This window comes from Halorientalis litorea (assembly GCF_023028225.1).
In the GTDB taxonomy this organism is placed as follows: Archaea; Halobacteriota; Halobacteria; order Halobacteriales; family Haloarculaceae; genus Halorientalis; species Halorientalis litorea.
Genome location: NZ_CP095483.1, coordinates 122,443 through 135,886, shown reverse-complemented (window position 1 = coordinate 135,886; position 13,444 = coordinate 122,443). Strand labels below are relative to the sequence as shown.

Here is a 13,444-nt window from a genome sequence, read left to right as displayed (position 1 = left end):
TATCGGTGGTTGCGGGGGGTAGGCGGTCGGTGCCGCCCGGAGTGTCTCGACACGACGGGCCTCGACCGATGAGACGTAACTCGCCCCTACGCTACAGCTCCCACGTGTCGCCTTCGTGGGAATCGAGCCGTGCGGTCGTCGCTTCGGTCAGGGAGTAGTCGCCGTCCTCGACGACGACGAGGCCATCGTCCCGGAGGTGTTCGAGGTGGGCGTAGGACTCGCCGGGGCCGTGGAGGACGTGGATGTTTTCGAGGCTCCCGAACAGGTCCGCACTGACGGTCCACGCGTCGGCTGACCCGCGGCGTTCGAGTACTCGCAGGACGCGGAGGGCACGCTCCTCGTGGTGGGTCTGGATGTGCCGCGCTCGCGCAGTCGGGTCGTCGATGTGGTCGCGGTGGCCCGGCCACGCTCGCTCGAAATCTCGGGCCGCGAGTCGGTCCAGCGTGTCGAGGTACTTTGCCAGCGGCGCGTCGACGCGCACGTCGGCACCGCCCACGTTCGGGGTGTACTGCGGGAGGAGTGCGTCTCCGGTGAGTACCTCGGTTCCGCCCTCGACCACGAACGCACAGAGACCGGCGGTGTGGCCGGGAGCGTGGAGGACCTCTAGCTCGTCACCGGCCACGTCGAAGCGGTCACCGTCGGTGAATGTCTCCACCGTCGCGGGTTCGCCGTACCCGTCCTGTGACCCGTCGAGATAGCCGACGAGACCCTCTTGTTTCGCCTGCGGCATCCCCCACTGGTCGAACAGATTTTCGTACGTCTCGAACAGGTCGCTCCACGCGTCCTCGTCGCCGCTGGCGAGGAGCGCGTCGTCCTCGTGTACGTACACGGTGGCGTCGCTTTCGGCCTGAATCTCGCCGACCAGTCCCGAGTGGTCGGCGTGGTAGTGCGTGAGGAAGACGCGCTCGATGTCAGAGAACGAGAGTCCGTGGTCCGCGAGTCCCGACTGGAGCTGTGCCCGCGTGTCGGGTGTCGAGATGCCGGTGTCGACGAGCGTCGTCGGTCCCTCTGTGAACAGATACGCGTTGTTTTCGCCCTCGAAAACTGTGTTGCCAAGTGACAGCCGGTGCATGGCCCGGTGTTGGTCACACCGTGTCAAACCGGTTTCGGTCGGTCGAGGGTGCGGTTTTAATTACCGTGGCCAGCAATGCTGGGCTATGTTCGAAGTCGTCCTCGCAGTCGACACTGACACAGACCGCGCCCGCAATCAAGCCGCCGCCATCGCCGAACTGCCGGATGCCGCCAACTCCGTCACCGTGACGGTGTTACACGTGTTCTCGGAGCTACAGGGCGACGAGGGCCGTCAAATCGACATCGAAGACTACGCCGACGTGCCGGATGCCGTGCGAGTCGCCGTCGAGACACTCGAAGAACACGGCGTACACGCGACGGCGCGAACCGAGAGCGGCACCCCCGAAGCCGAGATACTCCGGGTGGCGCGCGAACTCGACGCCGACCGCATCGCCGTCGGCGGCCGCAAGCGCAGTCCCGTCGGCAAAGCCGTCTTCGGGAGCGTCTCGCAGGGACTCATCCTCAACGCCGACCGTCCCGTTCTCACCGTCGGGAACTACGAGACGGAGTGACTCCGGTCGCGTCGGTGCCGGAGCGGCTACTGCGTGGAGTCCAGCGCGCCGCCGTCGACCGGTATCGCCGCCCCGGTGACGTAACTCGACAGGTCCGAACTGAGGAACGCGACCAGTTCCCCGAGTTCCATCGCGTCGCCGAACCGTCCGAGCGGCACCTCGTCCGCGGCGACGCTGGCACTGCCCGAGTCCTCCCGGCGGGGCGTGTCGAACAGCCCCGGCATGATCGCGTTGACTCGCACGTCGTCCCCGAACTCGTAGGAGAGGCACTTCGAGACGCCCATCGTCGCCATCCGGATGCAACTCGACAGCGGGTTGCTCGGCGACGCCTCCTTGGTTATGAGCGAGGTAATCGAGACGATGGTGCCGCCGCCGTCGGCGCGCAAGTGCGGTTCGGCCGCCCACACCGCCCGAACGACTGCCATGACGAGCAGGTCGAACGTTTCGTACCAGTCCTCGTCGGTCGTCTCGAAGAATCCTATCCGTGGCGGTCCGCCCGCGCTGGTCACCAGATGGTCGAGACGGCCGAATTCCTCGACCGGTCGGTTCACCAACTCCACGATGGCCTCGGGGTCGGTGATGTCGGCGCGGTGGCCGACGACGGCCACGCCGTCGGCTGCCGCTTCTCTCACTTCCTCGACGGCCGCGTCCAACTTCTCCGGGTCCCGGCCGTTGACCACCACGTCGACGCCCTCCCGCGCTAGGGTCTTGGCCGACGCCTTCCCGAGACCGCTGCTCGATGCCGTCACCAGTGCCGCGTTCCCGTCGATGCCGTAGTTCATGGGTCGTGTCCCTCACTGTCGGTCCGTGCCGTTCGTCCTCGTGTCCGTCTCATCGGCCTCGGTACTCCGCCTCTCGGTCCTCGAGGAAGGCCTCGATTCCCTCTTCGCGGTCCTCTGTACTGAACAGGAACGACCCGGCGACGCGCTCGAAGTCGAGTCCCGCTTCCTCGTTCAAGCCGCGGTTCATCGCTTCCTTCGCCATCCGCTGGGCGACCGGTGCTTGGCTGGTCAGTTGCCCGGCCATCGCGTCCACCTCGTCCTCGAACTCCTCGGCCGGGTAGACGTGATTGGCGAGTCCGATGTCCTCGGCTTCGTCGGCCTTCACGATGCGGCCCGTCAGGACCAGTTCCTTCGCCATCCCGGTTCCGACCGCCTGCTGGAGGCGTTGGGTCCCGCCACCGGCGGGCAGGACGCCGATGGTGACCTCCGGGAGGCCGAACAGGGCGTCCTCCGAGGCGAGGCGGATGTCACAGGCCAGCGAAATCTCCGTGCCACCGCCCAGCGCGGGGCCGTCGACGGCGGCGATGGTCGGCTTGGGTAGATTCGCGACGTAGTTGTACAGTCCCTGCGCGTGTTTCGTCACGTACTCCATCGCCTCCATGTGGTCGAACTCGGAGAACGAGTCGATGTCGCCGCCCGCGATGAACGCGCCGTCGCCGGCACCGCGGAGGACGACGGCCCGCACCTCGTCGTCGTCGGCCACGTCCTCGAAGGCCGCCCGGAGTTCCTTCCGGGTCGGGATGTCCATCGCGTTGCGCTTCTCCGGCCGGTTCACGGTGACTGTGGCGGTGCTGTCCTCTCGGTCGACTACCACGCGGTCTGACATCGGCCAATGGTTTCGCGTGTGGTATAATAACTCTTGTCAGGCGTCGACCGACCAGCCGACGAACTCCTCGTCTTCCTCGATTGGTATCGACAGCGCGCTGAGGAACCGCTGGGTGGCGAGGTAGTGCGTCGCCAGCAGCGTCACGCCGACGAGCGTCGACTCGTCGAGAAACTCCGCGGCGGCGGCGAAGACGGCGTCGTCCACGTCGTCGGTGGCGACGGCCTGCGCGTAGGACAGGACCGCCGCTTGCCGGTCGTTGAGGGCGTCGAGGCGGTTCTCGGAGATGGCGGCGAGTTCGTCGTCCGTCACGCCCTGCTCGCGAGCAACCGGGAGGTGTTGGTGCCACTCGTAGGCGGCGTCGAGTTCCCGGCCGACGGCGAGGATGACGCGCTCCACGTCGGCCCCGTCGAGGCCGCAGTCCTTCCACAGTGCCGACCCGTAGCGCATGTACGCCTGCAGCGTGTCGGGGTTGTTCGCCATGACAGTGAGGAGATTGATTTCGCCCATCGCGTCCTCCGAGAGCAGGTACTGGTAATCCTCCGGAAGGTCCGACTGCGTTCGGTAATCGAGCCGTGGCATAACACAGTACACGGACAGCATCGTCAAGAATCTCCCGGTCACGAAGCGGGGGATGCCAGCCGCCCGGAAGAAAGCCGAATGACCGCATCCCACGCACGGAACCGCCGGAATCACATGACTTATTTTCCGGTGGCCGGAAGTCGGTTGGCGTGGAGAAGCAGTGGCGCGTGTTGGGCGTCATGTTCGTCGTGCAGGTAGTCGGGAGCTTCGCGTACATCGCCTTTACCGTCCTCACGCCCTTCTTCAAGTCGGCTTTCGAGGCGTCGACGGGCGAAATCGGGTTGCTCGTGACGCTGCTGTACCTCGGCTACTTTCTCTCGCTGACGCCGGGCGGCATCATGACCGACCACGCGGGCGAGCGAGTGACGCTGATGGCGGGACTGGGGAGCGTCGCGCTGGTCGCCGTCGCGCTCAGTGCCGTCACCGAGTACTGGATGCTGGCCGGGGGTATCCTCTTGGTCGGACTCGCGTACGGTACCATTCCGTCGGGGACCAACAAAGGTATCTACGACGCGTTTCCGCCCGACCAGTTGACCGTCGGCATCAGTGTCAAACAGGCGGGCGTGATGGTTGGCGGGGCGGCCTGTGCGGCCCTCCTCCCGTGGGTGGCACAGACGTGGGGGCTGGCGCCGACGCTCGCGCTCGTCGGCGTCCTCGTGTCGGGGACGTTGCTCCCGCTGTACGTCTACAGGGGCGAGGACCCGGCCTCCGCCCGGCGGGTGCCGTCGACCACACACGTCGGCGAACAGTACCACCGGATGTGGGGACTCGCGACCGAATCCCGGGTCTTCCCACTCCTCGTCAGCGGCGTGTTGTTCGGCGTCTCCCAGTTCACGCTGATGGCGTACGCCGTCCTCTACCTCACGGAGTCGCTCCTCCTCGCCCCTACTATCGCGGGACTGGTGTACACAGCGATGCAGTTGGCGGGACTCGTCGCTCGAACGGCTCTCGGCGTCCTGACCGATTCGTGGTTCCGCACTCGAAAGCACGTCGTCCTCGTCGCACTCGGTGTGGTCGGCGCGCTCGGCTACGTCCCGCTCGCCGTCCTCACCCCGGGGGCCGAGTTGTGGCTCGTCGTCGCCGTGAGCCTCGTCGTCGGTGCTGTGTCGCTCGGGTACAACGGCGTCTACCTCACCATCGCGAGCGAATTGGCCGAGGCGGACGAAACCGGCGTGGCGACGGCCATCGGCATCTCGGCCGTCATGGTCGGTGCGGTCACGTTCCCGCCGTTGTTCGGGACGCTCGTGGACGTGACGGGAAACTACAGCCTGCCGTTCGCGTCTCTGGGCGTCGTCATGCTCTGTGCCGGGGCGTTCGCGGCGCGCATCGACACTGGCGAGTGAGCGCGCTCAGTCGAGCGGCATCGGGTCGATGTCCTCGTAGCCTTTCAGCAGGTTCCGTGCAATCGTCTTGAGGTGGATTTCGGTCGGCCCCTCGCCGATGCGGCGCACACGGGCCTCGCGGAGCCACCGTTCCAGCGGCAGGTCGCCGTCGACGCCCATCCCACCGTGAATCTGGACCATACGGTCGAGCACTTCCCACAGCGTCTCGGTGGACTGGTACTTGGCGATGGACGCCTCGTGTCGGATGTCGTTGCCCGCGTCGAACTCGGAGGCGGCGTGGTAGACGGAGTACTTCGCGGCTTGGAAGTCGACGGCCGACTTGGCAATCTTCCACTGGACAGCCTGCTTGGAGGCGAGTGTGTCGCCCCCGACGACCCGGTCGTTCGCCCAGTCGATGCCCATCTCGATGGACTGGTGAATCGGACCGAGGCAGTTAGCGGCGTACAACACTCGGGACTCGCCGAGACACTCTTTCGCAATGCCGAGACCCTCGCCCACCTCGCCGAGGACGTTCTCCTCGGGGACGCGCACGTCCTTGAGCGTCACCTCGAAGGGATACTCCGGCCGGATAACCGGCATGGACCGGCGGGAGATGCCGTCGTCGTCCGTCGGGACGAGGAAGGTGGTGATGCCGTGTTCGTTCACATCGCTAGTCTTGGGTTTCGTCCGGGCGAACAGGATGATGAAGTCCGCGTCGCCGGCCCACGAGATGTAGTGTTTCGTGCCGTTGATGACCCACTCGTCGCCCTCTTTCTCCGCACGGGTCTCCATTCCCCGTGGGTCGGACCCGGCGGCCGGTTCGGTCAGCCCGAAACAACTCTGCATTTCGCCGTTGATACAGGGCTGGAAGAACCGCTCTATCTGGTCCTCGTTCGCGGTTTCGAGATATGCCGACGGCTCCCCGACGGTGAGACCTGGCCCGAGTTCGATAACGCCGAGTCCGGGCTGGTACAACCCCATCTTGTGTTTCGAGAGTTCTTCGAGGACGACACACCGCTCGACGAGGCTCAGGCCGCCGCCGCCGTACTCTTCGGGGACGCCCATCGCCCAGAAGCCAGCTTCTTGGGCCCGCTCCCGGAGACGTTCGCGGTCGTCCTCGGGTATTTTGATCGGGTGGGGTCGGACGTTGTCGGTCAACTCTGGGTTCTCGGGGTCGAGTTCGTGATAGCGCTCGATCTCGTCGCCCACTTTGTTGAGTACCGGTCGGAACTCCTCGTCGACGAACCGGCGTATCTCCTGCCGCAGCATCCGCGTCTGTTCCGAAAACTCTAGGTTCATCGTACCACACCTCGCTTCGGAAAGCGTCGAAGTAAGTGTTGTGGTGACCCACAGCAGGCGATTACTTGTACGCGATATCTAGCTCAAGTTCGTTCCGGATGCCGAGTATGCTGTCGGGGAGTTCCTCGGTGAACCAGTCGCCCCGCATCCGGTGGGCCGGCCCCGCGACGCTGATGGCACCGACCACCTCGTCGGATTCGTTCTCGACGGGGGCGGCGACGGCCCGCAACCCTTCGATGTGCTCCTCGTAATTGAACGCGTAGCCGCGTTCACGAACCTCCGCCAAGGCCGCGAACAGTTCTTCCTCGTCGGTGATGGTGTTCGCGGTCAGTTCGGGCAGTCCCTTCCGCTCGATGACCCGGTGGACCTCGGACTCGGGGCTGAACGCGAGGATGGACTTGCCCGCCGCCGTCGCGTGGAGCATCGACCGCCGCCGGCCGAGGCGACTCCCGGTGCTGACGGCACGTTCGCCCGTGGCGATGCGGACGTAGACGCCGTCCCCGTGTTCCTCGACGACGAACTGGACTCGCTCCCCGAGGTCCGCGGCGAGTTCCTGAATCTTCGGCTCGACGAGCGTGTATATCTCGTTGCGGTCCTTCACGAACTCCCCGAGTTCGAGGAATCGAAGGCCGAGCTTGTACTCGCCGTCCTCTTGGACGATGTACTCGTTCCGCCTGAGCGTCGCGAGGTGATTGTGGACCGTACTCTTCGGCCACCCGAGGCGGTCTGCGAGTTCCGTGACGCCGACGCCGTCGTGTTCCCGCAGGAGTTCGAGGATGCGAATGGTCTTGTTGACCGCTTCGACTTCGTTCTCGTTCTCGCCGAGGTCAGGGGCCATACCACCCTCATGAACACACACCCTTGTAACGTTCACGCTGGCCGAACACCGCGGCGTTGCCCAGTATAGGCTGATTCAGCCCCCTCCGTGTCCTCTGTGGAGACACGACCCGAACGATGGTGTTCTGTGTGAATGAACGCGCTTGACCGAATCGAACCAACAGACAGCTCGGTGACTTACGCCGCTACTTCTTCCGGAGAGACAAAAATACGAAGAACGGACGTGAACGCGCCTCTCCAGCCGGTCGGATACTGCAAAAATGTTCACTGATACTGAACCAACTGAGGTGATTGTTCTCGTGCCACACGGAATGCGTTCAGAACGTCTCGAACTTATCACGCCGGTAGAGGTTCATCTCACTCACCGTGTCGACATCTTCCTGCCGGAGCATGAACCGGATGGCCGCACCGATCGCCTCGGGGTCGGTCACCGCTCCTTCGTCGTACCTGTCTTTGGACTGCTCACCCCGGCCGGACCCGAACTCCGTCCGGACTTCCGAGGGGTTGACGACAGAGACGGCTACCCCGTCGCCGCCCACCTGTCCCTGTAGACTGTGTGCGAACCCGCGCGTCCACCACTTCGTCGCGGCGTAGACGGGGTTCGAACTGCGGGGGTACTGACCGGCGAAACTCGCGACGAACACCACCGTGCCGTCCGTCTTCTTGAGGTGGGGGAGTGCCGCACGGGACGCGTAGAACATCCCGTCGGTGTTGACGTCCATCATCGTGTGATAGTCCTCGTCGTCCATCGTCTCCACCTCGCCTTCGAACACCAGTCCCGCGTTGTTGACGAGTGCGTCGAGTGCTCCGTGTTCGTCGACGGCGGCTTCGACGAGTTCGTCGACTTGCTTCCGCTCGGTCACGTCGGTTGACACCGGCGTCGCCGTGATGTCGTGTTCCCGTTCGAGTGTCGTTGCGATGTCTTCGAGTCGGTCGAGTCGGCGGGCCGCGAGGACGACGTTCGCGCCCGCTGTCGCGACAGCGTGTGCCGTCGCGCGCCCGATACCGGCACTCGCGCCCGTGATGACTACCGTGTTGCCGTCGATAGACTGCATACGGCACGGGACTACCGAGACGGGCAAAAGCGTTTCCCGCAGACTCGTTCGCTACGTAGCCGACGGTCCACACGACGACCCACGCGGCTGTTCAGTATCGTAGGACAGCCGCCCAAAGGTAAATTACATACATATACGTGTAATGCCTGGCGCAGAGACCGCAGCTAAACAACTCAGTTTTAGTAGAATATCTTACTATCTAGAACTCGGATTTAAAAACAATGACGAGAAAGGCATCGTTCAGATGCAATACCATTCACTAATGTGTTATATAAAATTTACTTGTACTCTCTCGCGGTAGAACCGTACTACCGGTACCTGCCGCCGGCCGAAAGAGCTGGCTGTCTCGGTAAAAGCCTCCTACTGGTCCGAACCGGCGGTTCCGGGCCGTCGGGAGTGCGGGCCGTGCCGCATGCCTGCATCGACCGACCGGTCGCCCCCGAGCACCGTCTCCGGGTCAGGAATCTCGTCGCCACGCCTCCGTGAGCCGTTCTCGCTCGCACGTACTCTCATATTATGTGCGATATAACAATCCGGCTTCTCCGCGGGCCTGTGGACATGATACGACGCACAGAGAGGACGCGGAAAACCAGTCCCACGGAGAGACGCCCGAAACGATGAGCTACAAGGAATCCGAGTCGGGAATGGCGCGGGTCCTCCTCAGCCACGTTCGGCATCACTCGGACCTCCTCCTCATCGTCGGGTACGCCGCCGTGATGGACGCCGTCCTCATCGACGGTGGATTCGGCGGGCCGCTTGGAGTGCTCCTCGGGCTTCCCTTACTCGCGTTCGTCCCGGGCTACGGACTGCTCGCCGCCTTGTTCCCGCGACAGTACAGAACCATCCCCGGCGAGCGGTCGTTTGCAGAGGTGGGCCGAGGCGCGCTGAGTGCGTTCGAGCGAGCGACGCTCTCGTTCGGCGTGAGTGTCGCGCTCTTGCCACCGTTTGCCCTCACGCTCGAACTGCTCGGCGTCGGCTTCGGTTCGACGACTGTCGTCGCCGCGCTGAGCGTCTTCCTGTTTGTGGTGGTCGTTTTCGCGCTGATTCGCCGGCTTCGCGTCCCGGAATCCGAGCGGTTCACCGGGTCACTGCTCGACTGGGGGACACGACTTTCTGCGACCCTCTCCTTCGAATCACGGCTCGACGCCGTGCTGACTGTCGTCCTCGTCGTCGCGGCACTCGTCGCCACGAGTGCCGTCGGTGTGGGCATTGTCGCGCCGTCCGACGGCGAGACGTTCACGAACGTCGCGCTGTTGACCGAGGACGCGACCGGGAACCTCACCACCGCGAACCCCGAGTCGAACCTCACTATCGGTGAACCCCAGTCGTACGTCGTCGCCGTCGAGAACCACGAGGACCGAACCGTCGGGTACACGCTCGTCGGGGAGATACAGCGCGTCGACCGCACCGACGGGAGGGTCGATGTCACACAAGAGCGGGAGTTCCTCCGACGGTCGGACACTCTCGCGTCGAACGAGTCGTGGCACGCGAACATGTCCGTGACGCCACGGACGACCGGTGACGACCTGCGAATCACTTACCTCCTCTACCGTGGTGACCCGCCGAACAACCCGAACCAAGCGAACGCCTACCGGTACGTCCACGTGTGGATAGACGTGTCTGACACACCGGCCTGACCGGTCTGTTCGACGTGGATGGCCGGTTACCCCCGCGGTGTCGGGCCGTAGGGTCGCCATTACAAAGACTGTTTCACGCTGATTCATCGACGAGATGGAGTCGTACCCGTTCGTCGACCAGCCAACGCGTCGCCCGGAAAGTGTAACTCGGACGCTACCCCGTCGCCGACGGGGCGGACAGTGGGGTGAACCGCCGTGATGTTCGGCCGCCGAACCGCGAGTGACTGTTCGGTGGGTATCCTCGGTGTCGGAAACATCGGGAAAGTTCACCTCGAATCCGCCCGAGCGATGCGCGGGGTCAGCGTCGTCGCGGCCGCCGACACCGTCGCGGCGAACCGGCAGTACGCGCGACGCCGGGGTGTCGAGTCCGTGTACGAGGACTACGACCGGTTGCTCGCCGCGGAGTCACTCGACGCCGTCGTCGTCGCACTCCCGCCGTTCCTCCACGCCGACGCCGTCGCGGCGGCGGCCGAGCAGGGGTGCGACGCCTTCGTCGAGAAGCCACTCGGCCGGTCCGTCTCGGAGGTAGACCAGATGCTCGATACTGCGGAGCGTGCTGGCATCTACGTCGGCGTCGACCACACGCTTCGGTACCTGCCCGGCGTCGAGGCTGTCAAGGAGGCCTACCGCGAGGGACGCGTCGGCCACGTCCCGTTCGGGGCCGTCTCCCGTGTCAACTACGGCCCGTTTCAGCGGCCGCCAGCAACACGGGACTTCCCCGACTGGCATCTCGACCCGAACGCGGCCGGCGGTGGCGTCCTCGTCGAACTCGGCATCCACCTGTTCGACGTGGTGGACTGGCTGTTCGGGGACGTGCGCGTCGTCGCGGCCGAGACTGATAGCCAACTCGCACTCGACGTCGAGGACACCGCGACGGTCCTGTGCCGCTCCGAGTCGACCGGGACCCACGTCACGCTCCACTGTGGGGCCTACCAGTGGGAAGATTTGGACGAGTTCAACATGTCCCTCCGGTTGGAGGGCGTGACCGGCACGCTGGACTACGACGAATTCGCGCCGTCGAACTTCTACGCGAACGCGGCGCGGAGCGGGCTTCGGAACGTTGCCAAGCGGATACTCGGGGAGCGACCGGACTACTACGCACCGACGTACTACCTGCAAGCACACTACCGGGCACTGCAGGCGTTCATAGAGGCCGTCGACGCCGGAGAGGAACCGCCGGTGAGCGGAGACGAGGGCCGCCGGACGCTCGAACTCGTCGCCGCAGCCTACGACGCGGCGGAGACGGACGCTGTTCCGCTGGAGGTTGCATGACGGTCCACGGACTCCGACTCTCGGACCTCGAAGAGGCCACCTGTCGCAGTGCCGCCGACACGCTCGTCGAGCGCGTCGGTATCGACGGCACCGAGGGCGTGACCATCGTGGCCGATGCCCACTACCCGTACCACCCGACGACGGGCATGGTCACGAATCCCGTGGTGGTTTCGGCACTAGCGACGGTGCTGTCCGAACACGCGGACGGTGGGGACGTGACGGTGTGTCTCGCCGATGGCGGGGAGGTGGACCCGGCCCGTGTCGGTCGGATGCTCGGGTACGACCGGCGTACCGTCGCAACCCCGGACGTATCGCTCGATGGTGTCCACGCCGACAGCCCCGGCACGCTCGGTGCCGCCCGAGTCCCCGACGCGCTCCTTGACGCGCCCGTCGTCGTCGTCCCGAGTGGCCGCGTGGACCACGAGACGGGCATCGCTGGCGCGCTGACGACACTCACCCGTGCCGCTGGGGGCGACCCGTCCCGGACTGGGGACGTTCGGACCGTCGCTCGAACAGTCGACCCGGTCGCCGCAGTGGTCGATGCGACGTACACCTTCACCGGTGACCCCTACCGCGCGTCGGCACTCCTCGCTGGCCCCGATGTCGAGGCCATCGACCGGATTCTCACCTCGCTCTTGTCTGTCGACCCCGACGAGGTATCCTCCGGCAATTCCCTCGAAGGTACTGAAATGCCGTCGGTCCGCGGCATCGACCTCGACACTCTCCGACAGAAACTCCCCGACGGCGAACCCCCAAACCCTGACGGCCCGAGCCCCCTCGTTCGAGCAGGGTACCGCCTCTACACGGCGGTCAGCGGCGACATCTACCCGCCACACCTCAGGGGGGAGCGATGACCGGGATGCAGCCGGTGTTGGTGACGGGTGCGACGGGGTTCATCGGGACACACCTCGTCCGCGAACTCGACGAGAGGGGGTGGGACGTTCGTGCGACTCGGCGGCCGACCTCGGATACATCCGCTCTCTCCGACACCGACGTGAAGTGGGTGACTGCCGACGTACTCGACGCGGCGACGGTCCGCGACGCCGTCTCCGGCTGTCGGTCGGTCGTTCACTTGGCAGGTATCGGTTTGGCGTCAGGGCCGCCCGAACGAGTCCGCGAGGTGAACGTCGCCGGGACGCGTAACGTGTTGGCGGCAGCGGACGATGCCGGTGTAGCGCGCGTTCTCTTCGCCAGTACCGCCGGCACACGCCGGAGCGAGGGGGTGGCCGACGAGACGGACCTCGCACCGCCAATCGGACCGTATCAAGAGGCGAAGCTGTCTGCCGAAGGACTCGTACAGGAGTACTACGACGACGGGTTGGACGTGGTGACAGTTCACCCCACGTCGGTGTTCGGGCCGGGTGACACCGAGTTCACCGGGCGACTGTTGCGGACGGTGACCGACCCGAAACTGTTCGCGTCGCTCCCCGGCGGCGTCAGTTTCGTGGGCGTCACGGACGTGGCTAGAGGGATGCTGGCCGCGCTCGAACGTGGCGACCCCGGAGAACACTACATCCTCGGCGGGCAGAACCTCACTTTCCCGGCAGCACTCGACCGCATCGCCGAGACGGTGGACGGTTCGAGCCCACTCCTCGAAGTCCCTGCCCCAGTAGTCCATACACTGGGCCACGTCGCCGAGGCGAGCGACGAGTACCTCGGCGTCCGTTTCTTCCCCTTTACAGCCGATATGGCTCGACTCGCCACGACGGAACTGTTCTACTCCTCGGAGAAGGCGGCGTGTGAACTCGGCTACGACTACCGCCCGCTCACCGACCACGTTCCGGCGGCCATGGCGTGGTACCGGGACACGAACGACTGACTCATTCGAGATACCCGAGTGACTCTAGCCGTGACTGTACGTCGGCCTCGCTGACGCCATCGGTCGCTGTCTCGTCGTCAGCCTCGCTTTCCACTCGCGCGAGCGTCTCACGGAGTACGAAAGTCACGTAGTCGGCCGACGACTCGAAGTCGGTCACGCGTACCCGCTCGTCCACACGGGCCACGACACGTGACGGGAGTTCGACCGCTTGCCGGTCTTCAGTGTCTCGACTGGGTTCGCCCGTCGGGCCATCGGACTGCAGGTCTGACATCGTTGTCGAGGGTCGGGCCACAGGCAAAGTTATACCGCGGCTACTGTGGTACATCCCGAAAGAATTTTGCGCCGTGTTACCGACACACATTCCAATGCTGGCGACACGACCGAACTGAACCTCATATTCAAACTTGCCCATGCCGCCGCGTTCGGTCGGTTG

At 65.0% G+C, this 13,444-nt stretch carries 14 protein-coding genes; 6 read left to right on the top strand and 8 right to left on the bottom strand.

What is annotated here, in order from left to right; genetic code table 11:
• Positions 1–91: 91 nt before the first annotated feature.
• A complete protein-coding gene (locus tag MUG95_RS15640) occupies positions 92–1,072 on the bottom strand; it encodes an MBL fold metallo-hydrolase (RefSeq protein ID WP_247010565.1) in 981 nt (326 codons plus the stop codon).
• A gap of 85 nt (positions 1,073–1,157) precedes the next feature.
• Between MUG95_RS15640 and MUG95_RS15635 the strand changes: the two genes are divergently transcribed.
• A complete protein-coding gene (locus MUG95_RS15635) occupies positions 1,158–1,583 on the top strand; it encodes a universal stress protein (RefSeq protein ID WP_247010564.1) in 426 nt (141 codons plus the stop codon).
• A 26-nt stretch (positions 1,584–1,609) separates the two neighbouring features.
• Here MUG95_RS15635 and MUG95_RS15630 read toward each other — a convergent pair whose 3' ends face one another.
• From MUG95_RS15630 to MUG95_RS15620, 3 genes are read right to left on the bottom strand one after another with little or no spacing between them, the layout of a single operon-like run.
• Complete coding sequence (locus tag MUG95_RS15630; protein WP_247010563.1) at positions 1,610–2,365, bottom strand: SDR family oxidoreductase; 756 nt, start codon at positions 2,363–2,365, stop codon at positions 1,610–1,612.
• Between the two features lie 49 nt (positions 2,366–2,414).
• Positions 2,415–3,191, bottom strand: a complete 777-nt coding sequence (locus tag MUG95_RS15625; protein ID WP_247010562.1) for an enoyl-CoA hydratase/isomerase family protein — start codon at positions 3,189–3,191, stop codon at positions 2,415–2,417.
• 36 nt (positions 3,192–3,227) lie between these two features.
• Positions 3,228–3,770, bottom strand: a complete 543-nt coding sequence (locus MUG95_RS15620; RefSeq protein WP_247010561.1) for a carboxymuconolactone decarboxylase family protein — start codon at positions 3,768–3,770, stop codon at positions 3,228–3,230.
• A gap of 149 nt (positions 3,771–3,919) precedes the next feature.
• Here MUG95_RS15620 and MUG95_RS15615 point away from each other — a divergent pair, with 149 nt between their 5' ends.
• Complete coding sequence (locus MUG95_RS15615) at positions 3,920–5,113, top strand: MFS transporter (protein WP_247010560.1); 1,194 nt, start codon at positions 3,920–3,922, stop codon at positions 5,111–5,113.
• 6 nt (positions 5,114–5,119) lie between these two features.
• On the opposite strand, the gene MUG95_RS15610 is transcribed toward MUG95_RS15615, so the two are convergent.
• The 3 genes from MUG95_RS15610 to MUG95_RS15600 form a co-directional block, all read right to left on the bottom strand.
• Positions 5,120–6,391: an acyl-CoA dehydrogenase family protein gene (locus tag MUG95_RS15610; RefSeq protein ID WP_247010559.1), complete on the bottom strand. Its 1,272-nt coding sequence runs from the start codon at positions 6,389–6,391 to the stop codon at positions 5,120–5,122.
• A 61-nt stretch (positions 6,392–6,452) separates the two neighbouring features.
• Complete coding sequence (locus MUG95_RS15605) at positions 6,453–7,229, bottom strand: IclR family transcriptional regulator (protein ID WP_247010558.1); 777 nt, start codon at positions 7,227–7,229, stop codon at positions 6,453–6,455.
• A gap of 316 nt (positions 7,230–7,545) precedes the next feature.
• Positions 7,546–8,283 carry an SDR family oxidoreductase gene (locus MUG95_RS15600; protein WP_247010557.1) on the bottom strand — a complete coding sequence of 246 codons (738 nt, stop codon included), beginning with the start codon at positions 8,281–8,283 and terminating at the stop codon, positions 7,546–7,548.
• 617 nt (positions 8,284–8,900) lie between these two features.
• On the opposite strand from MUG95_RS15600, the gene MUG95_RS15595 reads away from it, so the two are divergent.
• The 4 genes from MUG95_RS15595 (at position 8,901) to MUG95_RS15580 (ending at position 13,011) form a co-directional block, all read left to right on the top strand.
• Positions 8,901–9,920, top strand: a complete 1,020-nt coding sequence (locus tag MUG95_RS15595) for a DUF1616 domain-containing protein (protein ID WP_247010556.1) — start codon at positions 8,901–8,903, stop codon at positions 9,918–9,920.
• 198 nt (positions 9,921–10,118) lie between these two features.
• The gene (locus MUG95_RS15590) at positions 10,119–11,192 is read left to right on the top strand and encodes a Gfo/Idh/MocA family protein (RefSeq protein WP_247010555.1); all 1,074 of its coding nucleotides are present in this window, start codon (positions 10,119–10,121) and stop codon (positions 11,190–11,192) included.
• The gene (locus MUG95_RS15585; protein ID WP_247010554.1) at positions 11,189–12,046 is read left to right on the top strand and encodes a hypothetical protein; all 858 of its coding nucleotides are present in this window, start codon (positions 11,189–11,191) and stop codon (positions 12,044–12,046) included. Before MUG95_RS15590 ends, MUG95_RS15585 begins: the two co-directional genes overlap by 4 nt.
• Positions 12,043–13,011, top strand: coding sequence for an NAD-dependent epimerase/dehydratase family protein (locus MUG95_RS15580; RefSeq protein ID WP_247010553.1), 969 nt, complete (start codon positions 12,043–12,045; stop codon positions 13,009–13,011). Before MUG95_RS15585 ends, MUG95_RS15580 begins: the two co-directional genes overlap by 4 nt.
• Before the next feature lies 1 nt (position 13,012).
• On the opposite strand, the gene MUG95_RS15575 is transcribed toward MUG95_RS15580, so the two are convergent.
• A complete protein-coding gene (locus MUG95_RS15575) occupies positions 13,013–13,282 on the bottom strand; it encodes a hypothetical protein (RefSeq protein ID WP_247010552.1) in 270 nt (89 codons plus the stop codon).
• Between the last annotated feature and the right edge of the window lie 162 nt (positions 13,283–13,444).